The sequence below is a fragment of the Paenibacillus albiflavus genome (assembly GCF_004344915.1).
In the GTDB taxonomy this organism is placed as follows: Bacteria; Bacillota; Bacilli; order Paenibacillales; family NBRC-103111; genus Paenibacillus_AM; species Paenibacillus_AM albiflavus.
Genome location: NZ_SKFG01000031.1, coordinates 42,102 through 68,160 on the forward strand (window position 1 = coordinate 42,102; position 26,059 = coordinate 68,160).

The following is a 26,059-nucleotide window of genomic DNA, read 5'->3' on the forward strand; positions in this document are numbered from 1 at the left end:
GATGTAAAGGGGTAGTGTTTAATATGATTAAAATCGGTTCACATGTATCGTTTTCTGACAAAGGCTTGCTTAATGCAGCTGGGGAAGCGGTATCCTATGGTTCATCCACCTTCATGATTTATACAGGAGCACCTCAGAATACAAGACGCAAACCTATTGAAGAGCAATATATAGAAGAAGGCAAGAAACTGATGAATGAGAATCAGATTGGTGAGATCGTCGTTCATGCTCCGTATATTATCAATCTGGGTTCTTATAAAGACAATACGTATGAGCTGGCAGTATCTTTCCTTCAGCAAGAAATTCGTCGTACAGACTATTTGGGCGTACGTAACATCGTTCTGCATCCAGGCGCTTATACCGATAAAGATGCTGAATATGGCGTCAATCGAATCGCTGAGGGATTAAATGAAGTTTTGGAAGCATGCAAAGATACGAATGTGAACATTGCCCTTGAGACAATGGCGGGCAAAGGCTCAGAGGTTGGTCGCAGCTTTGAGGAAATTGCTGCTATTATGGATAAAGTGAAATACAATGATAAATTAACGGTAACTTTCGATACTTGTCACGTGCATGATGCAGGATATGATCTTGTAAACAATTTGGAAGGTGTACTGGATAATTTTGATCGTGTCGTTGGTTTGGACAAGATTGCTGTTCTCCATTTGAACGATTCCAAGAATCCGTGTGGAGCTGGAAAGGACAGGCATACACCAGTCGGTTCAGGTTATCTTGGTTATGAAGCGATGCAAGCAATCGTTAATTACGAAAGATTCCAACATCTGCCTATGATTCTCGAAACACCGTGGATCGGCAAGAATGATAAAACGCAGCGTCCAATGTACGAAGTTGAGATTGCCTTGCTGAGTGATCGCCTGCAAGATCGTTTAGGCGGACAATTCCTGGAGGATGTTGAGAAGATCGCATTCTTCGCCAATAAAGAAGACATTCATCATCGTGATTATGTACTCAATACTTGGAATTTGCTCAAGAATGATGCAAAAGCGAAGAAAGCGGATGGCCGCGAGCCGTTAGAGCGTTTATATGACTGGGTGATGGAGCAAAGAATGTTCCCTGAGCTAACGGAGGAGCAAGTTAACCAACGTTTAACGGTATGGCTAGCTGGACCTACAGCACTTAAGCAAGCATAAATAGAGAATTTATTGGATGGGATTGGAGAGACTGGAGATGGAAAATAAGTTAGGCAGCAGACCACAAGTAACTGGTCATTTGAGTCGGGCGCGTATGTTGATTTCGTGTCCTGATCAGCCAGGTATTGTGGCGGGGGTGTCACAATTCTTGTATGAGCATGATGCGAATATCGTTCAATCGGATCAATACACGATGGATCCAGAAGGCGGTATGTTCTTTATCCGTATTGAATTCGACTTGCCGCATCTTGATGCAAGGATTGATGCTTTCGAGCGAGATTTTCAACAATTAGCAACGAAGTTTAACATGAGTTGGAATCTGTCACCAGTTAGCCATAAGAAGCGTTTAGCGATTTTTGTATCCAAAGAAGATCATTGTTTGCTAGAGCTGTTATGGCACTGGCGGGCAGGAGATCTGGATGCAGATATTGCAATGGTGATTTCGAATCACGACGATATGCGCGGTCTTGTCGAGCCTTTTGGAATTCCGTATTACCACGTTCCAGTTACGCCAGATACGAAGAAAGAAGCTGAACGTCGTCATTTGGAGCTATTGGAAGGCCAAGTTGATCTGATTATCTTAGCACGTTATATGCAGATCATTCCGCAGACATTTATTGAACACTACAATAATCGGATTATTAATATCCATCACTCCTTCCTTCCAGCGTTTGTAGGCGGCAAGCCTTATGCACAAGCGCATAACCGCGGGGTCAAAATTATTGGCGCAACCGCTCACTATGTAACAGAGGAATTAGATGGAGGCCCGATCATTGAACAGGATGTGCAGCGTGTCAGCCATCGTGACTCTGTCGATGATCTTAAGCGAATTGGACGGACAATTGAGCGTACAGTGCTTGCTAGAGCGGTGTCCTGGCATGTAGAGGATCGTATTCTCGTCCATGAGAACAAGACGGTTGTATTTAAGTGATATAGAATTTATAACTCTCAGCTCATAAATTCTAAGTATCACCTCAAGAAACGCCTCCGTCTTATAAAGACGGTGAAACAGTTTCTTCTTGTTCCGGGCTTTATGGTAGCAAAGTGTGAAAGTAAATGTTAAAATGACGAATAAGCCATAAAAATAGTTACAAACTTATCTTAGTAGGAGGTAGTTTTACTATGACAGCTATGAACAGATCTATTCAAGAAAAAGCAGTAAATGCGATCCGAACACTTGGGATTGATGCAATTGAAAAATCGAATTCAGGACATCCAGGTATTGTAATGGGGGCTGCCCCAATGTCGTACGTACTATGGACTCAGCATATGAAGCATAATCCTGTTAATCCGAGCTGGATTAATAGAGATCGTTTTGTTCTATCGGCAGGTCACGGTTCCATGCTGCTGTATGGATTATTGCATTTATGTGGTTATGATGTAACGATAGATGATATTAAGAATTTCCGTCAATGGGGATCCCGTACACCAGGACACCCTGAATATGGTCATACTGCTGGGGTAGATGCAACAACAGGTCCGCTTGGACAAGGCGTTGGTATGGCAGTTGGTATGGCAATGGCTGAAGCGCATTTAAGCGCTGTATATAATCGTGATGACTATTCGGTAATCGATCATAATACTTATGTTATCTGTGGCGATGGTGACATGATGGAAGGTGTTGCTTCAGAAGCAGCTTCCATGGCAGGACATTTGAAGCTCGGCAAGTTAATCATGCTCTATGATTCCAACAATATCTCTCTGGATGGAAAGCTTGATATGGCATTCACAGAGAATGTTGCGAAGCGTTATGAAGCATATGGCTGGCAAGTGCTTCGCGTTGAAGGAGAGAATGATCTTGAAGCGATCTCCAAGGCGCTTGCTGAGGCAAAGGCAGATCCAACTCGCCCAACTCTAATCGAAGTGAAGACAACCATCGGTTATGGTTCACCTAATAAAGCGGGTGTAGGTGGTCATGGCGGAACACATGGTTCACCACTAGGTAAGGATGAGGCGAAGCTAACGAAGGAATTCTACGGTTGGCCGCTTGAACCTGATTTCTTTGTTCCAGAAGACGTTCGTGAACACTATGCCCAAGTGAAAGTTAATGGAGCTAAGGCAGAAGAAGCTTGGACAGCAATGTTTGTTAAATATGAAGCAGCTTATCCAGAGCTTGCTAAGCAGTTTAATCAAGCAACAAGCAATAAGCTTCCGGAAGGTTGGGACGCAGATCTCCCAACATACTCACCAAGTGATAAGGGCATTGCGACTCGTGCGGCTTCAGGTAATGCAATTAACGCGATTGCAAGCAAGCTGCCATTGTTAATTGGAGGATCGGCTGACCTGGCTTCTTCCAATAACACAGAAATCAAAGGCGAAGGCCCATTCCATGCGGAAGATTATTCTGGTCGCAACCTGTGGTTCGGTGTACGTGAATTTGCAATGGGCGCGGCAATGAACGGGATGAGCTTACACGGTGGTCTTCGTGTCTATGGTGCAACCTTCTTCGTGTTCTCTGACTACTTGCGTGCATCCATTCGTCTTGCAGCGCTTATGAAGCAGCCTGTAATCTATGTATTAACGCATGATTCCATCGGTGTTGGTGAAGATGGTCCAACGCATGAGCCGATTGAACAACTGCCTGCGCTTCGTATTATTCCAGGTATGACCGTGCTTCGCCCTGCGGATGCAACGGAAACAAGCGAAGCTTGGCGCTATGCAGTTAGCCAGAATGATGGTCCAGTAGCACTTGTGCTGACACGTCAGGCGCTGCCTAACCTTGAGGGTTCAGTTAAATCTGCACGCGAGCTATTACAGAAGGGTGCTTATGTAGTAGCAGACGCTCCTGAAGGAACTCGTCCAGATGCGATGATCCTCGCAACTGGTTCAGAAGTTCAGCACGGTGTAGCAGCTCAGAAACTGCTTGCTGAAGAAGGCATTCATGTACGTGTTGTATCCATGCCTAGCTGGGAGCTTTTCGAAAAACAATCACAGGAATATAAAGATTCTGTCTTATTGCCTGAGGTTAAAAAGCGTCTAGCTGTTGAAATGGCATATCCGCTCGGCTGGGAGAAATATACTGGCGATCAAGGAGATATCTTAGGTATCAGTACGTTTGGTGCTTCTGCTCCTGGTGATATTCTCATTCGTGAGTTCGGCTTCACGGCAGAGAACGTAGCAGCTAAAGTAAAAGCTTTGTTGAAATAAACTTAGTCTAAATTAGTATTATAGAATTTATCACTTTCGTGTCATAAATTCTAAGTAATACCTTAAGAAACGCACCCGTCTTAAATGACGGTGAAACCGTTTCTTCTTGTGGGGTGCCTCGAATCGTCATGAATAGTGACACGGGGCACCCCTTGTTGTGATAGCCCCATGCACATCCAGGCACTATTTTATGGTATGCTTTTAAGTAGGTTTTTTAATTGATAAAAGAAAGGTGACACCAATGAATATTTTGACAGCAGAAGGTTTAAGTAAAAGCTATGGTGTAAAAATGCTATTCGATGATGTCTCCTTTAGCATGGATGAATCGGATCGTGTCGGTTTGATCGGAATTAATGGATCTGGTAAATCAACCTTTTTGAAAGTGATTGCAGGTCTCGAATCGACAGAATCGGGTACGATCGCAATCGGCAATCGAATCGTCGTTGAATATTTGCCGCAGAATCCGGCATTCGAACCGAATGCGACTGTTTTAGAGTATATTTATAGCGGTACATCGCCAGTCATGAAGGTGTTAAGAGAGTATGAAGCTGCTCTTGCCATTCTAAATCTCGGTGGATCAGATAAACAGCTTGAGCAGCGTTTTATGGAACTAACCGCCCAAATGGATGCCCTTGACGCATGGCAAATCGAGAGTGATGCCAAGAAGGTGCTGTCCATGCTGGGTGTCGATAATTTTGATGCTAAGCTTGATACTTTATCAGGTGGTCAACGCAAGCGCGTTGCACTTGCAGGGGCGCTCATTCGTCCTGCGGATTTGCTCATTCTCGATGAGCCAACGAACCATATTGATACGGAAACCGTTGATTGGCTTGAATCATTCCTAGCTAAGCGTAAAAGTGCTTTGCTCATGATTACACATGATCGGTATTTCCTTGATCGAGTTGCGAATCGGATTGTAGAGCTGGATCAAGCTAAGCTTTACAATTACACAGGAAATTATAGTACGTTCTTGGAACTGAAAGCCGAGCGACTCAAAATAGAGCAGGCATCAGAAGAGAAACGGCAGAACCTGTATCGCAGAGAGCTTGCCTGGATTCGCCGCGGTGCCAAAGCACGTACAACAAAGCAGAAGGCACGTATTGATCGATTTGAAGATATTCAAGCAGCTAAGCCTGATAGCAGACCTGGAGATGTAGACATCGCTTTATCGGCTAGCAGACTGGGTAAGAAGGTTATTGAGCTAAGTCATATAACCAAAAGCTTTGACGAGCGTACGGTTATTCGGGACTTTAATTATATTGTTCAACGGGATGATCGGATCGGGATCGTTGGTGAGAATGGACAGGGCAAATCTACTTTGCTCAAAATGATCGCGGGCTGGATCACACCTGATTCGGGAACAGTTGATATCGGACCGACAGTGAAAATCGGATTCTTTTCACAGGAAAATGAACAAATGGATGATAACTTACGTGTCATTGAATATATTAAAGAAGCTGCAGAGAATGTGCGTACGTCAGACGGATCATTGATTAGTGCGGCTCAGATGCTAGAGAGATTCTTGTTCCCATCTGGCATGCAAGGGACGCGGATAGCGAAATTATCAGGTGGAGAGAAGCGCAGACTATATTTGTTGCGTATTTTAGTTGAAGCTCCGAATGTTCTTCTACTCGATGAGCCTACCAATGATCTAGATATTCAGACATTGACGATTCTGGAGGACTACTTGGAGGATTACTCTGGCGCTGTCATTACCGTATCGCACGATCGCTTCTTCCTTGATCGGACAGCAGAAACGATATTCGCATTCGAAGGTGAAGGAAAGATCGTATATCACGTCGGAAATTATGCAGAATATAGTGAGGTTCGCCAGAAGCGAATTACAGAAGCGCAAGCTGAAGAGAAGTTAGAGGTCAAGGAGAATAAGGCAAAGGGCGGGGCAAACGAGCCAAATTCCGCATCGGGCAATGAAAGTAGCACGAGTAGACCGCTTAAGCTTTCCTTCAAAGAGCAGAAGGAATATGAAACCATTGATGACCGAATTGCCGAGACTGAGCAGCAGTTAGCAGAAGTGAATGAAGGCATTAATCAGGCTGGCAGCGATTACGGGTTATTGCAATCTTTAACTGCTAAGCAGCAGGAGCTCGAAGCTCAACTGGGTGAACTGCTGGAGCGCTGGACGTATTTGAACGAGCTTGTTGAATTAATCGAACAGAATAAGGGCAGAAAATAGGTTATGTGAATTACGGTACTTGCAAACCACATACAGACGAAGTATGCTATAAAGCATAAAAAGAGATTACAAAGGAGAGAAGGATCCATGAAGAAGCTTAAATTTGATTACACACCGGCACTTGCATTTCTTTCTCAGCATGAAGTCGATTATTTATCTGAACAGGTGCGTGCAGCACATGATCAGTTACATAACAAAACAGGGGCAGGATCTGACTATTTAGGATGGGTAGACTTGCCTGTTGATTATGATAAAGAAGAGTTTGCCCGTATTCAGCAAGCGGCTAAAAAGATTCAATCCGATTCTGATGCACTTGTTGTCATTGGTATTGGCGGTTCTTATCTTGGCGCGAGAGCAGCTATCGAAAGCTTGTCACATTCATTCTATAATTTAATGCCGAAGGATAAGCGCAAGACGCCTGAGGTATATTTTGTTGGGCAGAACATTTCGTCCACATATGTTACACATCTTCTACAGTTACTTGAAGGCAAGAACTTCTCCGTGAATGTCATTTCCAAGTCAGGAACAACGACTGAACCAGCGATTGCGTTCCGTATTTTCCGTGAAGTGCTTGAGAAGAAGTATGGAAAAGAAGAAGCTCGCAAACGCATCTACGCAACTACAGATGCTGCACAAGGCGCGCTTAAGAAGCTAGCGAACACGGAAGGCTATGAATCCTTCGTCATTCCAGATGATGTAGGCGGACGTTATTCTGTCCTTACTGCAGTAGGTCTTTTGCCAATTGCCGTTGCTGGAATCGATATCGATGCGATGATGCAAGGTGCAGCAGATGCGCGTGAAGTGTACGCCAATCCGAACTTAAGCGAGAACGAAAGCTATCAATACGCAGCAGTGCGCAATGCGTTATATCGTAAGGGCAAGGCAATTGAGATCCTAGTGAACTATGAGCCATCCTTACATTATGTATCCGAGTGGTGGAAGCAGCTATTCGGTGAAAGCGAAGGTAAAGATCACAAAGGAATTTACCCGGCATCTGTTGATTTTTCAACTGATTTGCATTCCATGGGCCAATTCATTCAAGAAGGCTCTCGAAATATGTTCGAAACGGTTATTTCCGTTGATAAGGTTGCTGAAGAAATCGTTATTGGCGAAGACAAGGACAACTTGGACGGACTTAACTTCTTGAGCGGCAAAACGATGGATTTTGTTAACAAGAAAGCGGCTCAAGGCACTATGCTTGCCCATACAGACGGTCAAGTGCCGAACCTGAGTGTAACCTTGCCAGAGTTAACGCCATACACATTCGGTTATATGGTGTATTTCTTCGAGAAGGCTTGCGGTATTTCAGGTTACTTGCTTGGTGTTAACCCATTCGATCAGCCTGGAGTTGAAGCGTACAAGAAGAATATGTTCGCACTTCTAGGTAAGCCTGGCTTTGAGAAGGAAAAAGCAGAGCTTGAAGCTCGTCTAAAATAAGAATCAAACGATTATCGGGGCAGCTCATCTAATAAAGACGAGCTGCTCATTCATTATTTATTCATTATTTTTTCTCGTTGCAATAATAATCTGATTTATGTAAAATATATAAAATAGTCAGCGAGAAGAATCATTTTCCATTTAGAAAGGTGTACAATGATTCCACAATATCGAACACTTAAACAACAAGATTCAGCTGAGATCGTTATCAAGAAGTCTCGATTTATTGGCCATGCCAGACCTGTTGATTCAGAAGAAGAGGCTATTCGGTTTATTGAAAGCATTAAGAAGGAACACTGGTCAGCAACACATAATTGCTCTGCTTATATGATTGGAGAACGCGACGAGATTCAGAAGCAATCCGATGATGGCGAGCCTAGCGGTACAGCAGGTAAACCGATTCTGGAAGTCATTAAGAATAAAGGGCTAAAGAATGTTGTCGTTGTTGTAACCCGTTATTTTGGCGGAATTATGCTGGGTGCTGGCGGATTGATTAGGGCTTATACGGATGGTGCAGTAATTGGAATTGAAGCAGCTAAGCCGATATTACAAGTACTTCATCAAGAAGTTAGGCTTGAGGTTGAATATACATGGTTAGGTAAGCTTGAGAATGAACTTCGTAATAGACAGACAGTGATGGGTGACACCCAATTTGCGGACAAAGTAACGCTGATTTGTTACCCAACAGCTCAGGAAGCAGAGGATTTTATTTTGTGGCTAACAGATTTGACGCAAGGTCAAGGTGTGATAGCGAAAGGCAGCCAGCTATACCTAACACACGAGGATCTGTAAGTACACAATACAGAAGAGAATAGAAGATCGGAGGTCATTCTATGGCAAGGAAAGTAGTTGCTGAAGAACTTAGCCGCGATCGCATTGTGTCAAGTGCCAAGGAATTGTTCGGCACTTGCGGCTATCGCGCTTTAACAATGAGAAGCATCGCCAAGTCACTTGGCTACAGTCATGGCGCTCTCTATTATCATTTTAAAGAAAAATCAGAATTATTGTACGAATTAATCGTTAGTGATCTTGATAATCTCTATAACGAGCTTCGTCGTATTATGAAGGAAGCGATCTACATCAATTGCGCGCTACTTAAGAAAATGATGATGATGTTTATTAAATTCGGCCTCGAGTATCCACGTCACTATGAAATGATCTTTATGATGGATGAAGAAGAACTTCGTAACTATTCTAATCGTGAGCAATCACGCTGTTTTGAGCTTTTTTCATTGGTTATTAAGCAGCTTGATGGAAGTAAAGGAAATATAGATGAAGGGCAGAGTAATCTGGTATGGACTTTATTTATGAGTATGCATGGTTTTATTTCTTATAATATATACTATGGTTATAAATTTGCAGATATAGAGAATAGTGTACAGGATCATATTGATTTCCTATCCGAAATGATGGAGAAGAAATATATGGAGCAGACCTCCACCTCTCTAATACGCAATCATATAATTGCTTAAAGTCATTTCTTTGCGTGCTGCTCCATGTTACAATAGAGTGCATGTACGTGAGAGGGTGAGAATAAGTGGATCTATCTAAATGGTCGGAAGAGAACGTAACGTTCATGTTCGATGAAATTAAGAAAAAGCTAAGAATGGCTACTGGTGGATCAATATCAGGTGCTCATTTTGATCAAGAAATGTATGAGGATTTCAAGGATTTATACGAAATGGTGTGCAGCAAAAGCTCATTTTCGATTTCGGAGATTGATGCGATTACATCAGAGCTTGGCAAATTGCGCAAGTCATAAATTAGAACGTATACGATAAAGAAGCTGTCCGTATGTAGATTTCTCTACGAGGGCCAGCTTCTTTTTTTGTAGTTTTGTGTCACAATATGGAAAATATTGTTTTGACTCTATCGGATTGCTCTACTAATATTAAATAGTGCAGTAAATATTTCTAATATTTGGAGGTAACTGATGAAAAAATCGCTCAAAATGATCGTAGCAACAATGGCTCTATCTCTTAGCATATCTGGATTTGCAAGCGCACAGACGACACAATTTTCCGATATTAGTAAGCACTGGGCTAAAGACACAATTGAATGGGGCGTAACACAAGGCGCTGTCACAGGATATGAGGATGGGACATTCAAGCCAGAAGCAACGATTAGCGAAGCTGAATTTTTGTCCATGTTCTTGCGTGCATTTGGTGGAGAAATTGCCAAGGCAGAGGGCAACTGGTCTGATCCTGTTTATGCAGCAGCGAAAGCTTTGAATTACCCAGTTCTAGGTGAGAAGGATAACGCGATCCGTAATACCCCTATTCTTCGTTCACAGGTAGCTGAAATTATTGCTGGCGCTAATGGCCAGAACTATACAGGTGATGCAGCGATTTCCTATTTATTAGATAAAGGATATACAGCTGGTAAAACAGCGGCGACAGTAGAAGGCTATGCAGGAGCAGATTCACTTAGCCGTGCTGAAGCTATCCAATTTATTAAGACGCTAACGACCAGAGGATTTACTAAGCTTGAAGCGCGTCCAGAAGCAGCTAAACAGCCTGAAACTGCAAAGCCTGCAGCGAAATTGAAATTCGATAAGGATTCCATCCTGAAGGCAGTTAATGAAGCACTCAAAGATTCTCCTGCCTACAAGATTGATCCTGAAAGCGGTGATGGCCGTGTAACGATCAAGAATGGTGATGAGTATGTTACCACATGGGTATGGGAAGCTTACAATACGGAATGGAACGAAATCGGCATACTAGATGCGAACAACAAGGATTATGTGGCTTTCATTATCAAGATGATGCAAAAAGCTGGCGTTCCTGTAGACGGGACGTTTGCTGATACGATTGCCAAGGTCAATAAAGAAGTGGACGACATGAAATTTGAGGTAGGGAACTTCACCTATTCATTTATTTATGGCGATGTTCTAAACCAAATGTCTCTCTTCATTAATGAGAAGTAATCCATAGGCAAAAAGGGCTGCACAGAGGTCAATTGACTTTATGTGCGGCCCTTTTTTTCTTCTATTTTATTATTCTTGGCTTGTTTGTTTACTGCGGAAAGTAAACAATTTATGACCAAAGTAGTTAAGGATGGTATAGATACCATTTCCAAATAAGATGGCGATATTCTGAGTTGCTTTGACCGAAACATCTGGGAAGATATGTAGAATTAATGGCGATAACCATAACGATATTCCATAGGAGATGAAGTAGCAGGCGACAATTACCAGCATGAATTTCCACCAGGATGAGGCTACGGATACATTCGATCGGAAAGTAAACTTACGATTCAGGAAGTAGCTGACGATTGCACCTATCGTATTCCCACCGAAGGTTGCTGCCCAGTAGTTCATTTCAAATAAGTTAAATAGAATGAAGCTTGCCGATAACCCGATGATCGTGTTAAGGACACCAACAAGCAGAAAGCGCACGAACGAACGGTTAAGAACGGAATTGACTGTTCCCATCATTATACCTGTGAGTGCTGCAGCTCAGCTTCATGGCTTGAAGCAGCGCGTGGTGTTACAACTTCTTTATCATCTGCTGACAGAAAGCTTTCGATAATATACAAAGGGCGATGTTTAACTTCACGGTAAATTTTGCCGATATACTCCCCAATAAGACCGATAGCTAGCAATTGTACGCCTCCAATGAACCATACCGAAATAATGAGTGAAGTCCAACCCGAAACGGTGTTGCCCATAAACTTGCTGATCAGTCCGTAAATCGTTGCGATTACGCTGACTAGAAAGAGAATGAACCCGAGTACGGTCACAAGACGTATTGGCTTTATACTAAATGATGTAATACCATCTAGGGCAAAGGATAACATTTTCTTAAGCGGGTACTTGGACTCGCCAGCAAAGCGCTCGTGCCGATCATAATACACCTCAGTGGAACGAAAGCCGATTAACGGCACAATTCCACGAAGGAATAAATTGACTTCTCGATATTGTGCGAGATGGTCAAGCGTTCGTTTGCTCATCAAGCGATAATCTGCGTGGTTATACCGAATTTGCACACCAAGCTTCGTCATCAGCTTATAGAAACCTTGTGCGGTTCCGCGCTTAAACATCGTATCGGTTGTCCGTGTTCTTCGTATGCCATAAACAACATCATAACCTTCATGATATTTGATTATAAATTCACGAATTGCTTCCACGTCATCCTGCAAGTCAGCGTCAATCGAAATGACGCAATCCGAGTATTCTTTGGCTGTCATTAAGCCTGATAACAGCGCGCTTTGATGTCCACTGTTGCGAGAAAGTTTAAGCCCTGTAATCAAATGATGCGTAAGATGATATTGTTCAATTAGTTCCCATGTCCGATCCTTGCTGCCATCATCTACGAATAATACCGTGCTATGTTCGGATACCAGCTTGTTCGACATTAATTGCTCTAGTATATGCTCAAGTCGTTTTACTGTTTCAGGCAAAACTTCTTCTTCGTTATAACAGGGTACAACGATAGTAAGGACTGGTGAATTCTTACTTGTGATCATGAACTTATGGCTCCGTTCTTATTTTAAAGTTATGGTTGAATACTATAATTATATCCTAAATGGTGGAATGATGGCAGTCTTCCTATATTATTTACTGAATCCGATCAACAACATTACGGATTTGTATGATGAATCCTTTTTCAATTATAATAAACCTACTATTACCTATACCAAGGAGGGATTCGATTCATGAGTCAAGTCACCGTAGAAACAGTAGTAACCGAAGTTTGGGGCCGTTGTGTTCAAATAACGAATGAGCATTACAAGCTAATCGCATCTTTGGAATTCGGACCTCGCATCTTGCATTTTGGTTTGAAGGACGGCAGTAATGTACTGATGGTTGATGAACATCAAGCGATTCGGAATGAATCAAAGGAAATGGATGTGTTTGGCAAGGGAGCATGGAAGTTATACGGCGGCCACCGCTTATGGACAAGCCCTGAAGAATTGCCTCGTACATACTATCCTGACCATGATGATGTTATAATGGAAACTATTGCAGACGGCGTTATTCTGAGAGCGCCTATTGAGAACTGGACGAATGTACAAAAAGAAATCAAGATTGTCATGATAGATGATAAAGTGCATGTTAATCATGGCGTCCGGAATCAGGGGGCTTGGCCTATTGAGCTTGCCGCATGGGCGCTATCTGTCATGAAGCCTGGAGGAGAAGCGATCATTCCTCACGTACGCCGCGAAACTGGATTGCTGCCTAACCGCACGATCTCCTTATGGCCGTATTGCAACATGGCAGATTCGAGAGTAACTTGGGGTGACAAATATATAACAGTGAAACAATGTACGGATGCAGAAGGTGCATTTAAGCTAGGAACGAATAATGAGGAAGGATGGGCAGGCTATTATGTAGACGGCGTACTATTCCGTAAACAGCATCATCATGATGTATGCGCTGCTTATCCAGATAACAACTCATCGCTTGAGGTTTATTCCTGTACGGAATTCCTTGAACTTGAGACACTCGGACCGTTAGTAACACTTAAGCGTGGTGAAGAGACTCGCCATCATGAGGTGTGGGAACTAATCCCTATTGCAAACATGCAATCTTATCTGGCTGCATTGTAAGAAAGGAACTTGTATGTCTTTTATTCGATCAAAACGCGGGATCCTATGGACGATTCTCATCGTATCCTGCGTACTCAAAATCATGGTCATTCTCTTTAATGGCCATACCTATAACTTGGATTCGGACGACATGTCGTACCTGCGTACGGCAAGAATCTGGCTAGATACGGGTGAATTTACTTATAATGACCCTGAACGGCCAACGGTGTTTATCACACCAGCTTTTCCAGCCTTTATTGCGGTTCTGATGAAATTCATTGGAGAGGGATATGTCCTCGAGCAGACGATTCGAATCATCCAAACGCTCATTATGACATTCTGCTTATATATGCTATATGTCATTGGAAAACGTATTTGGAATGAGCGTGTTGGACTCTGGGCAGCTGGAATTAGCGCATTTTATTTGCCATTATGGCTTGTTTCTAATTTCATTCTTACGGAAGCGTTATTTGTGTTATCCCTCATGCTGCTCGTCTATTGCGCACTGCGGGCCAAGGAACAGCCGACGATTGGATGGGCAGTTGCTTTTGGCTTGGCTTGGGTGTTTGCGACTTATGTAAGGCCAACCATTGCGCTATGGCCAGGAATCTTCTTGCTGCTCCTGCTCGTTTGGCGGCAAATTCCTTGGCGTAAGGTTATGATGTGCGGAGTAGTAGCCGCAATTGTGTTCGTAGGCTGTCTTGCACCTTGGTGGGTAAGAAACTATGAAGTATCGGGCGGTCAGTTTATACCGTTAACCAAATCAAGCGGGAATCCACTTCTATTAGGCACATTCCCATATGGCCTTCCTTCACTAGAAGAACAGCGTACATGGCATAAGACGAATAATCTATGGGAGAATGATGAATTCGATACCAAGTGGGCGAAGGAGCGAATCAGAACGGGTTTTATCGAGTCACCAAAAGTATTTATTTCTTGGTATACCATCGGCAAATTCAGTATGTTCTGGGGTGATGTCTATTACTGGAGATCAATTCCAGGTATGCCGCTCACCGTTCCAATTGTAATGCATTATGTCATCTTAATTAGCGGTGTTATCGGTATTTGGCTCTCACGGCGCAATCAATCAGGTGTTATGCTTGTGACACTGCTGGCTTACTTTACCATCTTGCATATGATTTATTTAGCCCATTCACGCTACTCTGTTGTTCTCATCCCAATATTAGCGTTGTTCTCGGCTGTAGCCATCACGCAAATGATAAATAAATTCAAGAGAATCAAGGACCAGACATCCATTTAAGGATTGTCTGGTTTTTTCTTGAAAGGTGCCTGTATAAGTATACGTATTACACTTTTCCCCCAAACATATATATGGATGTAGACAAACATTCTACTATTATTTCTTACAGTTTTGACACTTGGGTATACAAAATCTTTGTTATATGATGTTCATAGACCAGAATTAATCTGCAAAGCAGGATATTTGAACTTGGAGAAAGAATAATATATGCGAGCCATATTATGGTAAAAAGTTTAAGTTAACCAACCGTAACTATAAAAACTAGACTAAAGTAGGGTATTTGTCCGGCCGTCAGTCTGTTATGCTTTTGATTCAACAGGAATACAATAGAAACAAAGAGTTAGACAAGAAGGGATGCAGGATACGATATGAATGAGAAAATTTTGATCCTGACAGGTAACTTTGGAGACGGACATTTACAAGCCGCTAATGCTGTAAGCAAATTTTTAACGAACCGCAATCCAAATGCAGAAGTGACTATTATAGATTTTATGGAATTGGCGCACCCGCTCATACACTCCATATCGAGATACTTTTTTATACAAAGTCTAAAGAGATTTCCTTCCATATATGGATTCATCTATAACAAAACAAGGGAATCTAACAACCTGTCATTAATGCTCAAGAAAACGAACAAATTAGGAATGGGTCGGCTATTCAAGCTTCTCCAGGATGAACAACCTACGGTTGTCGTATCGACCTTCCCATTAGCATCTGGTGCGATGTCAGCGATTAAATCGGTTGGACTAACGAACGTACCTACAATGACGGTTATTACGGATCATACGGATCATAGCTACTGGCTATATCCACACACGGATAAGTATTTTGTTGGATCAGAAGTGGTGAAAGAAGGGCTGGTTCGCTCGGGGATCTCCCCTGATCGAATTGAAGTAACAGGAATTCCAGTTCGTCAAGAATTTAATCAAACTTATGATCGCAGCGCACTTATTCGTAAGCACGGTTTAGACCCAAATAAGCCGGTTGTGCTTATTATGGGTGGCGGATGTGGAATGTTCGGCGGTGAATTGCTCAAAAAACTAGATGAACTAGAGCATATGACACAAAGCGTGCAATTATTAATTGTATGTGGCAGCAATGAGAAGATGCGGCAGCAGTTGCTTGAAGCGACAAGGATGTCTAAGCATGACTATCGTATTCTGGGCTACATAGATTATGTGCATGAAGTTATGGCTGTGGCTGATCTCATGATTACTAAACCAGGTGGGCTTACGATTTCTGAGGCGATGGCTATGCAGCTTCCAATGCTGCTCTATAAGCCATTGCCAGGGCAAGAAGAAGATAATGCGAGATTCTTACTCGATTCAGGTGTTGCCTATAAAGTAGATTCGGTTGAAGAATTAGTGTTCACGTTAAACTATACCTTAGCAAATCAGCTGCGGCTTTCCATGATGCGAGCGAAGTTAGCTGAGATGCATGAACTGACTATTAACGCAGATGTTGCTGACCTCGTGTTTAACGCACCTGTTGTACAGCGTTTTGAAGAGCGTTACGTTATGTAAATAAATGAAAAAAATAAAAGGTTGAACAGGATTGCCCTGTTCAACCTTTTTATGATTATTTATAGCTTAAGATCATCAACTTCGGCTAACCAGCTATCGATAACTCCGATAACGGATTCCAGGCAGCCATCTTGGAATGGAGAAACAAGATTAGCCTCTTTAACTAACTCAGTGAATGATTTGCTTCCGCCTAATTGGCATAGGTGAAGATAATTAGCCCAAGCTAACTCACGGTTCTCATGCATCGCTTTCCAAAATTGGAAGGCACAGATTTGCGCTAATGTGTAATCGATATAATAGAACGGTGAACGGAAGATGTGGCCTTGTTGATGCCAGAAGCCACCGCGCTCCAAGTACGCATTCTCACTGTAATTCCGATGCGGTAGATATTTCTTTTCGATATCGCGCCAAGCTTGCTTACGCTCTGCAGGTGTTGCATCTGGGTTCTCATAGACGAAATGCTGGAACTCATCGACTGTAACTCCATATGGGATAAAGGTTAAAGCATCAGCTAGATGATCGAAACGATATTTATTTGTATCCTCCTTGAAGAAGAGCTCCATCCATGGCCATGTAAGGAATTCCATACTCATTGAATGAATTTCGCATGCTTCATGGGTAGGGAAGTTATACTCAGGAACTTCATAATCGCGACTTTGATACACTTGGAAGGCATGACCAGCTTCATGTGTAAGGACGTCAATATCTCCTGAGGTTCCGTTAAAATTAGAGAAAATAAAAGGAGCTTTATAGTCGTTAATAAAGGTGCAATAGCCACCGCTTTGTTTTCCTTTTTTGCTAACTAGATCCATGAGCTCATTATCGATCATGAAGTTAAAGAACTCGCGAGTCTCATCGGATAACTCTTCATACATTTTTTTCCCGTTTTCAATGATCCATTCGGGACTTCCTTTAGGTGTAGCGTTACCAGATTTAAACCGGAATTTATCGTCGTAATATTGAAGTTGTTCAACACCAATCCGATTGCGCTGTCTCTCTTTTAGTTTGGATGCAATTGGAACGATATGTTCGAGTACTTGTGCTCTGAAATTCGCAACCATTTCTGCATTATAATCGGTACGATTCATACGGTCATACCCTAGCTGCACATAATTCTTATATCCAAGCTTATGCGCAATTTGCGTCCTTACTTTAACAAGCTCATCATAAATTTCATCAAGCTTCTGTTCATGATCAACATAGAATTGATATTTGGCTTCAGAAGCAAGTCTTCTCATATCCCGATCAGGAGATAGCGCAAATGGTTCTAGCTGCGGAAGATTACGCTCTTCACCTTCGAACATGATTTTGGCGGAAGCAATCACCTTCGAGTACTCCGTACTTAGACGATTCTCAAGCTGTAGATCTTCAATAATTTCAGGCTTGAATGTCTTAAGTGAAAGCTCGGCTAATTGAAATAGCTGCTTGCCCCATTTTTTTTCTAGCTCTGATCGAAAAGGTGACTGAACAATTGCTTGATAGTATTCCGTCATTAAGCCTTGAAGAATGGGCTCTGCTTCATCGACGAAGTCTTGTTCAGCTTTATAAAATTCGTCATTGGTATCAATCGAGTGGCGAATCATCGCAATTTGAAGCGTAGAAGCTACATGACCACGCAGCTTATTATTAGCGCTCATGAGCTGATCTTGTTCTTCAAAGCTTGCTGCCCCTTTAAACTGACTTAGCAATTCATTAAACTGGGTTTTGATTTCTTCCAGGTCTAGACGTTTGTATGTATATTCACTAAATTTTAACATCGAATTCAACTTCCTTTCTTCACATTACTTTTTTTTACAATGGCCACTGTACATCTAGATACACAAATCAGCTTTCCTTCTTCATCTGTTATTTGGATATCCCAGATCATCGTAGTTCGCCCCTTGTGCAGGGGTTTGCCTGTAGCTGTCACGATACCATCACGCTTGCTGCGAATATGGTTGGCATTGATTTCAAGACCTACAGCGTTCTCCGTTTCAGGATCGATTAAATTATATGTACCTAGACTGGCAACTGTTTCAGCTAGTACAACGGAAGCTCCGCCATGCAATAACCCAAATGGCTGACGAGTTGCATCATGAACAGGCATTGTGGCAACAACACACTCTTCCGTGACCTCTGTAACGACAATACCAAGCACTTCAATAATCGTCCCCGTGAGTGCTAAATCCATAAGCACCACCCTCCTAGACAGATATAGTTATAATATTCGCATAACTAGTCACCAATTCCTTTAATCAATTAATGCTTTTTATATTTGACAAATATTAGAATAAATTTGTGTTCCGTTACTACATGCTTATGTTGCATTTAATCTGTGCTATAATGTGTGAGACAGCATGGATAAAGGTGATGGAATGAATAACTATAGGGATTCTCTGATTATATCAATCAACAAACAATTGGAACAATGGTTTGATGCAGCCCACCCTGTGAGCGTGGAGGAAGTGCGCAATTTTATACAGACAGTCGAAGCTTCAGCATCCGCGAATCAATTGCATGATTTAACAGAGATCATTAATTCACTTAAAGACCAATTAGCACAGGATGATCAGCAGGAATGGACTCCTCCTGAGCTTTGCGAGCATTTATTTAGGCTAATCAAATATTGTTACGAAGAAATGATTCAAGAGGATGTTCATGTTCATAAATCGTTAGATCCGGGCTACGATAAGCTCGACGTGCTTGTCCTAGATGATGATGTTGCACATCTTATGCTCCTGCGTGATGAGCTGGAGAAGCAGGGCTTAGGTGTACTAACGACAACGGACCCGGACAAAGCGATCAATTATTTCTATGAGCTTAATATAGGGTGCTTCGTTACCTCTCTTCACATAATGAATAAGAATGGTTCACTCGTTATAGAAGTTGTTAGACAACAGAACAACAAACAATTCATTCCGATCATAGGTATAAGTGTCGATGATTCCAGAGAGGCAAGGCTTAAAGCTTATGAATATGGTGTAGATGATTTTCAAACGAAACCGCTCGATATGGGCGAATTCGTTGTTCGAATGAATCGACAATTAAATCGCAAAAATTCAATTGATAAATTGTTATTTTTGGATGAATTAACAGGTGCATTCAATCGTAAATATTTTAAGGATGTGTTTGAGAAGCATCGTATCGATTTTATGCGAACCAGGCAGCCTTTTTGTATCGCGATGGTCGATATCGATAGCTTTAAACAAGTGAATGACAAGTATGGACATTTAACCGGAGATAAAGTGCTCATTCGTTTTGTCAACTTAATGAAGGAACGAATGAGAGCCACGGACACTCTGTTTCGATATGGCGGCGAGGAATTTGCTATGATTTTCCCAAATACGAATCAAGCAGATGCTAAACATGTGCTTGAACGTTTATTGAATGATTTCATGCAAATTACTTTTGAAAGCGATGAGGAGCAGTTTCATGTTAGCTTTTCAGCAGGGGTTATAGAAGCGACCTGTTCGAGAGAGAAGTTCAAGGATTGGCTGAACCTTGCTGACCAAGCTTTATATGCAGCCAAAACAAGCGGTAAACGAAAAATCGTCATCGCGGACCACACAATCAAATTATCGATTCATCGTCAAATTAATATTGCGATTCTTAGTGATAATCCGCTTATTCGAATGATATTGTCTGAGAGTCTGAAGCATGTAGTTGAAGATAATTTTGAAACGGACATCAGGACCTATCGAGCGGGTGAATTATTCTTTGCAGATAGCTGGTATCAAGGCACTGATCCTTATATTATTCTGCTTGATTGCATCATGCCACGTAAGGATGGAATGAAAGTACTTCAGCGGCTCAGAGCAATGCCCAATTCCTCTCAATATACGATCGTGATACTGACGGATAGAAGCAGTGAACAGGATATTGCAAAAGCCATGCAGATGGGTGTAGATGATTATATCATGAAGCCGTTTAGTGTGGAGGAAGTGCAGATAAGAATTAAACGTTTGGTGCAGCGAATGACGGATTAGATAAAACAAGAAGGCTATCCCACAATTAGAGTGATGTGGAGCCTTCTTTTTGATTATTGGCTTGTAAAAGGGCGCATTAGCTTGCCTGGAATCTGTGTTTCAAATCGCATAGTTTCACCAGTTGTAGGGTGCTGGAAGGCTAGAACACGTGCATGAAGCCCGAGACGGCCAATAATATTTTTGCGTGAGCCGTATTTCTTATCGCCTACAATAGGATGACCGATATCCTTCATATGAACTCGAATTTGATTCTTCCTACCGGTCTCAAGCTGGACTTCGAGCAGAGAATATTCTCTGTTTGATTCAAGGACCTTATAATGCGTAATGGCTTCTTGTCCGTCACCTGGATGATGGCTGGAGTACATGAGCAAAGTTTTGCTTTCTTTTAGCCAAGATTTAATTGTCCCTGCCTGTTTCTTCACAGCCCCTTCAACTAATGCCACATAACTGCGTTCAAGGACTGACTCCTGCCAGGAGTTCTGCAGCTTCTGCTGCGTTTCTTCGTTCTTGGCATATAACATAAGTCCAGATGTGTCACGATCCAAGCGATGTACAACAAAAATTCGATTCTTGGGATCGATTCTCCGAACATGCTCCGTTAACTGACGATAGGCTGTTAGCTCCTTTTCCGTAGGAGAAGCAATCGACAGTAAACCGGCCTCCTTATGAATGACAATGATATCTTGATCCTCGTGGATGATTTTGAGTCCTTCAAATTTAATATCTTCGATCACACGCCCAAAGTGAACCGTTACACGATGCCCTTGCTGCAAAGGATAATTATATTTCGTTGACACCTTGCCTTCTACAGAAACTTGTCCACGCGCAAGGATAGATTTAACGCTATTGCGTCCATGCTTAGCTAATTTGTTTAATAACTCTGTCATGAGTTCAGTCGGTTCTTGCACGATCCATTCGGTGACTTTATCTTTATCTTGATTTGTATCTTTGGGTAATTTCGATTTGCGGTTCATATAAGACTCCCTTTACGTCTACTTCAATATCGTTTCTTCTTGGGTATTATAACACATCTGCGATATCTGCAATAAATCATCTCATGTTATAATGTAAAAAGATGGAAGATGCTAATCGAGAGGAAGATGCAAATGCAGCATACAGAGATCATGATTGAAGTCAGTGAGTTATACAAAAAGTACGGAAGCTTCATTGCGGTGAATAGCGTCAATTTTAATGTACATAAAGGAGAGGTTTTTGGACTCTTAGGACCCAATGGTGCTGGCAAAACAACTACGATGGAGATGATTGAGGGTCTGCGTAAGCCAGATAGGGGATTTGCCAAAGTAGCTGGCTTTGATACAGAGAATGATCTGCGTAAGGTCAAGGAAATTATCGGTGTTCAGCTTCAATCCACTTCTTTGTTTGAGCTCCTGACTGTCGAGGAAATTATCCAAATGTATGCTAGCTTTTACTCAAAGTCAGTCCAGATTGAGCCGCTATTAAAGGATATGATCCTGGAGGACAAAAGAAAAGGGCAAGTCAAGCATCTGTCAGGCGGTCAGAAGCAGCGTCTTGCGATCGCAATTGCATTAGTGAATGATCCACTAGTGATCTTCCTAGACGAACCGACAACAGGGCTTGATCCGCAGGCTAGACGTACTTTATGGGATATCATTCTTAGGCTTAAAAATAGAGGTAAGACCGTTGTGCTCTCTACCCATTACATGGATGAGGCACAGGTTCTCTGTGATCGAATCTGCTTGATGGATCAAGGCAAAGTAATCGCCCTTGATACGCCTGATAATCTTATTCGCTCATTGGAATCAGATAACGCAATAGAATTTCGATTGCATGAGCATATGATGATGACAGAAGTGGAGAAGCGGGATTTTGTGGCGTTGCTTCACCAAATCGATGGTATACAAGAGGTGGATTATCGTAAGGATATTTACGTTCTCTACACAAGTGATATTCAGACTACACTTACGAACCTGATTGAGGTCACATCTTTGCATCATATCCGATATACAGACTTGCGTACACGAACAGCTACACTTGAAGATGTGTTTATCGATATGACAGGAAGGAGTTTGAGAGAAGAATGAAAGCTTACTTAAACTTAACGCTTGCCCAACTTAAGCTGTTTATTCGGAATCGCCAAACACTTGGCTTCTCACTCTTGTTTCCGATATTCTTCATGTTCGTGTTCGGTTATTTATTCAATTCGAACAACTCAATTTCGCTTGATGCAGCAGTCATTGATCAGGACCGCACAGAGGCTTCTAAACGGCTAATGGATGAGTTTGAACGTTCAGGTATCTTACATATTACGAAGTATGAGAATGAAGATGCCGCCCTTATTGCTCTTAAGAATAATGAGATCAATCTTGTACTTGTAATTCCAGCAGACTATAACGACGAACTAAAGCAATTTACCGAGAAGGTAGTCCAGAATCATAACCAATCCTCAATTTCAACAGCACCAGATGTTCAAGCAGCACATATCCGAATGTATTATGATCAATCCAATGTTGCTACTGCGGGGATTGCCAAAACAACGGTTGCCGCGATTGTAGACGGAATCTCCAAACAAATTGTTCATTTTCAGCCTGCCATAACGATTGACGAGCAAGGAATACAATCACTGAACTTGGCTTATATCGATTTTATTATTCCAGGTATCGTAGCGATGATGATTATGTCGAACAATCTGAACATGGTCGCTGGGCAGATTGCCTCGTGGCGTGAGCGCGGGGTATTAAGACGGATGCAAAGTACCACACTCCGAGCTTCGACGTTCATTGCTGCACAAATTAGTGCCAGACTTATTTTAAGTAGTGTTCAGACCTTTATTCTGCTCTTGATTGGTCATTTTGTTTTTGATGTGCAAGTAAGAGGCTCATGGCTTGTACTTCTGCTGTTCGTGATATTGGGAACGCTAGCCTTTATGTCTATTGGATTTATCGTTGCCAGCCTCGCTAAAACACCCGAGAGTGCGAATCCAATTGCGGGACTCATCTCATTCCCTATGATGTTTCTCGGTGGTGTGTTCTTTCCAATTAAGAATACGCCTGAGTTCTTACAACCAGTTGTCCATGCACTTCCAATCTCTCATTTATCAACAGCACTGAGGCAGGTGATGAATACAGGGGCAGATTTAATAGCTTTGTCAACGGAGGCAATGGTATTAGGATGTTGGATGATCGCTGCGTTTGCACTAGCGTCAATCATATTTAAATGGGAGTAAATTCGGACAACGAAATTGGGATGAAAGCGTTTAACTTTATGGTAGATTGGGCAAAGTAATGATACAGCAGTAGTAGAAACGTACTCATACTGCTAAGATCATCCCATCAGATAAAGGAGTGCTTTATTCTCATGATACTTTATCAGCTAGCCAAGCAATTTGAACAGCGGACACAGCTGCAAGCGGCAATTAGGCAAACCACGGATGAGCCTTTAGTCTCCGATTTGCTCATGCAGATGGAGAACCTGCAAGGTCAAATTAGAATGCATGCGGAATCGTTGATTATGGGTATGCAGACTAAGAATGACGGATCAAATGAATCATTCAGCGTATTTGGATGAAGGTAAATTTTCGTCACATTTTAATGATAGCTTTGTAATCCCGGAGCGTTCTGTGTACAATATGAACGAGTGAACATGAAGAATAGATCGGGGTTAAGAGCAATGAAAATCGTCGTAAGCACATTGAATGCCAAATATATACACACTTCACTAGCATTAAGATATCTGAAAGCCTTTAGCGAAAAAGACTTTGATATCGAGATTGCGGAATATACGATTAAGGACCCGGTGATGCATGTTGTTTCTGACCTATTTCAGAAACAGCCTACTGTACTCGGGTTTTCGTGTTATATCTGGAATATTGAAGAAACAATTGCCATCATTCGTACAATCAAAAAAATTATGCCTGAGCTGATCATTGTATTAGGCGGACCAGAGGTATCGTATGATACGGAATATTGGATGAATCGATTGCCTGAAGTAGATTTTATCGTTATGGGGGAAGGGGAAGAGACATTCCACCATTTGCTTCAAGAAATTTCAACAACACAAAAATATCATCTGGTGTTTGGAACTGCTTATCGCAAGAAGACGCATAACCCTGAAGGGTTGATGGTTGATGAGGTGATTCTAAATCCAGGTCGTCCGAAGCTTGAGCTGAATGAAATTCCTTCACCACACCGGTTTAAAGAGGATTTGCCTGCGCTTGCCAATCGAATTGTCTATTTCGAGACAAGCCGTGGTTGTCCGTTCTCCTGCCAATTCTGTCTTTCTTCGATTGAGGTAGGGGTACGGTATTTTGATATCGAGCGTTCAAAGCAGGATTTGCTTTACTTAATTGATTCGGGTGCTAAGTTAATTAAATTCGTGGATCGAACCTTTAACATCAAACGGGAATATGCGATGGAAATGTTCGAATTCTTGATTGAGAATCATCGCGGCTGTGTGTTCCAATTCGAAATAACAGCGGATATTATGCGGCCAGAGGTGCTAGAATATTTGGCGGAGAATGCGCCGCCAGGCATATTCCGCTTTGAGATCGGGGTACAGTCAACGAATGATCTAACGAATTCACTTGTGAAAAGAAAACAGAATTTCGCCAAGCTAACCCGTACCGTTACGATGGTGAAGAATAGTGGTAAAATCGATCAACATCTTGATCTTATCGCTGGTTTGCCTGAAGAGAACTATGATTCATTCCGCAATACATTTAATGAAGTATTTGCTCTGGGTCCAGAGGAATTGCAGCTTGGCTTCTTAAAAATGCTGCGAGGTACAGGTCTCAGGATTGATGCGGAGAAATATGGGTACCAATATATGGATCGTGCGCCATATGAGTTCTTAAGTAATAATGTGTTATCCTTCGCGGATTTAGTTCGGATTAAACGAGTCGAGGATGTGCTGGAGAAATACTGGAATTCACATCGTCTTGACCATACAGTCAATTATTTAATTCAGTATCAATTTACCTCAGCTTTCGATTTCTTCCAAGAGTTCGGGGACTACTGGGAGGGGCGGGGCTGGCAAAAGATTGGTCAACAGCTAGAGGATCTATTTACTCGTTTGCGCGACTTCCTGAACCAGCGTGGGACAAAGCAAATGGATGTAATTGAAGGTCTGATGAAGCTGGATTACTTCTTAGGACATAAATATAAGCCGCGTAAAATTTGGTGGGATGTATCGCTCGACAAATCACGCCAAGCAGAATGCATTCGTCAGTTAGCAGAACAACCTGAGCTTGTTTCGGATAACCACTTTGTTAGTCTGGAAGCTAATGAGAAGGAATTGCATAAGCATGCGATGATCGAGGTTGTTCCATTCGATCTTCAGCAATATTTAACCGAAGGTGTAATCAATCAAGCGGTCACTTCGCTGCTAGTCGCTTGGTTCCAGCCGGAAGGCGGCGTAAAAGCTAAAGTATTCAGCGCTCCGTTTGATGTCATAAAAATATAAAATTAAATAAAGGCGGCCAATAAGTTACAATTACGTAATTTATTGGCCGCCTTTATTGTAAGAGATGGTTAATCCACGATCATTGCTTCTCGATCGCGATCAAATACGGCGCGCTGGCGCTGCGGTTAATCATGCGATAGACTATCGCATGATACGCTCCCTTAGGCAGCACGGCTGCCCAATCGGCGACGGCATCCGCCTCGACGTCGCCGCCCTCGTGACCGGGGTAGACCATCACGGTCACGATGCCACCGCTGCGCAATAGGCGCAGCGCTGCTTTAAGCGCGGGTAGCGTGGACTCGACCCGCGTGATCACAGCAGCCTCGGCACCTGGCAGGTAGCCGAGGTTGAACATGACCGCTCCGACGGTCCCGTGCAATGGAGGCGGCACTACCGCTTCCATTGCATCGTGA

23 protein-coding genes are annotated in these 26,059 nt (G+C 42.4%); 17 read left to right on the top strand and 6 right to left on the bottom strand.

Going from position 1 to position 26,059, the window contains the following annotated elements; all coding sequences use genetic code 11:
- Positions 1 to 23: 23 nt before the first annotated feature.
- The 9 genes from E0485_RS20900 to E0485_RS20940 all read left to right on the top strand — a co-directional run bounded on the left by E0485_RS20900 (position 24) and on the right by E0485_RS20940 (position 10,855).
- Entirely contained in the window at positions 24 to 1,151 is a 1,128-nt protein-coding gene (locus E0485_RS20900) for a deoxyribonuclease IV (protein ID WP_132420020.1), read from the top strand.
- 37 nt (positions 1,152 to 1,188) lie between these two features.
- On the top strand, positions 1,189 to 2,082 hold the full coding sequence (gene purU, locus E0485_RS20905; protein WP_132420021.1) for a formyltetrahydrofolate deformylase: 894 nt from the start codon (positions 1,189 to 1,191) through the stop codon (positions 2,080 to 2,082).
- Positions 2,083 to 2,273: 191 nt separating this feature from the next.
- Positions 2,274 to 4,298, top strand: coding sequence for a transketolase (tkt, locus tag E0485_RS20910; RefSeq protein WP_132420022.1), 2,025 nt, complete (start codon positions 2,274 to 2,276; stop codon positions 4,296 to 4,298).
- Between the two features lie 241 nt (positions 4,299 to 4,539).
- The gene (locus E0485_RS20915; protein WP_132420023.1) at positions 4,540 to 6,492 is read left to right on the top strand and encodes an ABC-F family ATP-binding cassette domain-containing protein; all 1,953 of its coding nucleotides are present in this window, start codon (positions 4,540 to 4,542) and stop codon (positions 6,490 to 6,492) included.
- 87 nt (positions 6,493 to 6,579) lie between these two features.
- A complete protein-coding gene (locus tag E0485_RS20920) occupies positions 6,580 to 7,929 on the top strand; it encodes a glucose-6-phosphate isomerase (protein ID WP_132420024.1) in 1,350 nt (449 codons plus the stop codon).
- A gap of 156 nt (positions 7,930 to 8,085) precedes the next feature.
- Positions 8,086 to 8,721: a YigZ family protein gene (locus E0485_RS20925; RefSeq protein ID WP_132420025.1), complete on the top strand. Its 636-nt coding sequence runs from the start codon at positions 8,086 to 8,088 to the stop codon at positions 8,719 to 8,721.
- 41 nt (positions 8,722 to 8,762) lie between these two features.
- Positions 8,763 to 9,401, top strand: coding sequence for a TetR/AcrR family transcriptional regulator (locus E0485_RS20930; protein WP_132420026.1), 639 nt, complete (start codon positions 8,763 to 8,765; stop codon positions 9,399 to 9,401).
- A 65-nt stretch (positions 9,402 to 9,466) separates the two neighbouring features.
- A complete protein-coding gene (locus tag E0485_RS20935) occupies positions 9,467 to 9,691 on the top strand; it encodes a DUF1128 domain-containing protein (RefSeq protein WP_132420027.1) in 225 nt (74 codons plus the stop codon).
- 171 nt (positions 9,692 to 9,862) lie between these two features.
- Positions 9,863 to 10,855, top strand: coding sequence for an S-layer homology domain-containing protein (locus E0485_RS20940; protein ID WP_132420028.1), 993 nt, complete (start codon positions 9,863 to 9,865; stop codon positions 10,853 to 10,855).
- 69 nt (positions 10,856 to 10,924) lie between these two features.
- Here E0485_RS20940 and E0485_RS20945 read toward each other — a convergent pair whose 3' ends face one another.
- Together E0485_RS20945 and E0485_RS20950 are read right to left on the bottom strand one after the other, a co-directional pair.
- Entirely contained in the window at positions 10,925 to 11,365 is a 441-nt protein-coding gene (locus tag E0485_RS20945) for a GtrA family protein (RefSeq protein ID WP_235857662.1), read from the bottom strand.
- Entirely contained in the window at positions 11,365 to 12,396 is a 1,032-nt protein-coding gene (locus E0485_RS20950; RefSeq protein ID WP_132420029.1) for a glycosyltransferase family 2 protein, read from the bottom strand. The genes E0485_RS20945 and E0485_RS20950 overlap by 1 nt, the downstream gene beginning before the upstream one ends.
- 189 nt (positions 12,397 to 12,585) lie before the next feature.
- On the opposite strand from E0485_RS20950, the gene E0485_RS20955 reads away from it, so the two are divergent.
- The 3 genes from E0485_RS20955 (at position 12,586) to E0485_RS20965 (ending at position 16,242) form a co-directional block, all read left to right on the top strand.
- On the top strand, positions 12,586 to 13,479 hold the full coding sequence (locus tag E0485_RS20955) for a hypothetical protein (RefSeq protein WP_132420030.1): 894 nt from the start codon (positions 12,586 to 12,588) through the stop codon (positions 13,477 to 13,479).
- 13 nt (positions 13,480 to 13,492) lie between these two features.
- Complete coding sequence (locus E0485_RS20960) at positions 13,493 to 14,719, top strand: ArnT family glycosyltransferase (RefSeq protein WP_132420031.1); 1,227 nt, start codon at positions 13,493 to 13,495, stop codon at positions 14,717 to 14,719.
- A gap of 368 nt (positions 14,720 to 15,087) precedes the next feature.
- Positions 15,088 to 16,242 carry an MGDG synthase family glycosyltransferase gene (locus E0485_RS20965; protein WP_132420032.1) on the top strand — a complete coding sequence of 385 codons (1,155 nt, stop codon included), beginning with the start codon at positions 15,088 to 15,090 and terminating at the stop codon, positions 16,240 to 16,242.
- Between the two features lie 59 nt (positions 16,243 to 16,301).
- Here the strand turns inward: E0485_RS20965 and E0485_RS20970 are convergent, their stop codons facing one another.
- On the bottom strand, positions 16,302 to 17,999 hold the full coding sequence (locus E0485_RS20970; protein ID WP_132420033.1) for a M3 family oligoendopeptidase: 1,698 nt from the start codon (positions 17,997 to 17,999) through the stop codon (positions 16,302 to 16,304).
- Between the two features lie 5 nt (positions 18,000 to 18,004).
- Positions 18,005 to 18,412: a hotdog fold thioesterase gene (locus E0485_RS20975; protein WP_132420034.1), complete on the bottom strand. Its 408-nt coding sequence runs from the start codon at positions 18,410 to 18,412 to the stop codon at positions 18,005 to 18,007.
- Positions 18,413 to 18,596: 184 nt separating this feature from the next.
- Here E0485_RS20975 and E0485_RS20980 point away from each other — a divergent pair, with 184 nt between their 5' ends.
- Positions 18,597 to 20,207 (top strand): diguanylate cyclase, encoded by a 1,611-nt coding sequence (locus tag E0485_RS20980; RefSeq protein WP_165921247.1) that lies wholly within the window; start codon positions 18,597 to 18,599, stop codon positions 20,205 to 20,207.
- Between the two features lie 53 nt (positions 20,208 to 20,260).
- Here the strand turns inward: E0485_RS20980 and E0485_RS20985 are convergent, their stop codons facing one another.
- Positions 20,261 to 21,181: an RluA family pseudouridine synthase gene (locus E0485_RS20985; RefSeq protein ID WP_132420036.1), complete on the bottom strand. Its 921-nt coding sequence runs from the start codon at positions 21,179 to 21,181 to the stop codon at positions 20,261 to 20,263.
- 132 nt (positions 21,182 to 21,313) lie between these two features.
- Between E0485_RS20985 and E0485_RS20990 the strand changes: the two genes are divergently transcribed.
- From E0485_RS20990 to E0485_RS21005, 4 genes are all read left to right on the top strand, one after another.
- A complete protein-coding gene (locus tag E0485_RS20990) occupies positions 21,314 to 22,270 on the top strand; it encodes an ABC transporter ATP-binding protein (RefSeq protein WP_407944866.1) in 957 nt (318 codons plus the stop codon).
- Positions 22,267 to 23,412, top strand: a complete 1,146-nt coding sequence (locus tag E0485_RS20995; protein WP_132420038.1) for an ABC transporter permease — start codon at positions 22,267 to 22,269, stop codon at positions 23,410 to 23,412. The genes E0485_RS20990 and E0485_RS20995 overlap by 4 nt, the downstream gene beginning before the upstream one ends.
- Before the next feature lie 131 nt (positions 23,413 to 23,543).
- The gene (locus E0485_RS21000; RefSeq protein WP_132420039.1) at positions 23,544 to 23,753 is read left to right on the top strand and encodes a hypothetical protein; all 210 of its coding nucleotides are present in this window, start codon (positions 23,544 to 23,546) and stop codon (positions 23,751 to 23,753) included.
- Between the two features lie 102 nt (positions 23,754 to 23,855).
- The gene (locus E0485_RS21005; RefSeq protein WP_132420040.1) at positions 23,856 to 25,646 is read left to right on the top strand and encodes a B12-binding domain-containing radical SAM protein; all 1,791 of its coding nucleotides are present in this window, start codon (positions 23,856 to 23,858) and stop codon (positions 25,644 to 25,646) included.
- A gap of 79 nt (positions 25,647 to 25,725) precedes the next feature.
- On the opposite strand, the gene E0485_RS21010 is transcribed toward E0485_RS21005, so the two are convergent.
- Positions 25,726 to 26,059: tRNA (mnm(5)s(2)U34)-methyltransferase (locus tag E0485_RS21010; RefSeq protein WP_207911028.1), on the bottom strand; the 334-nt coding region annotated here is incomplete at its 5' end.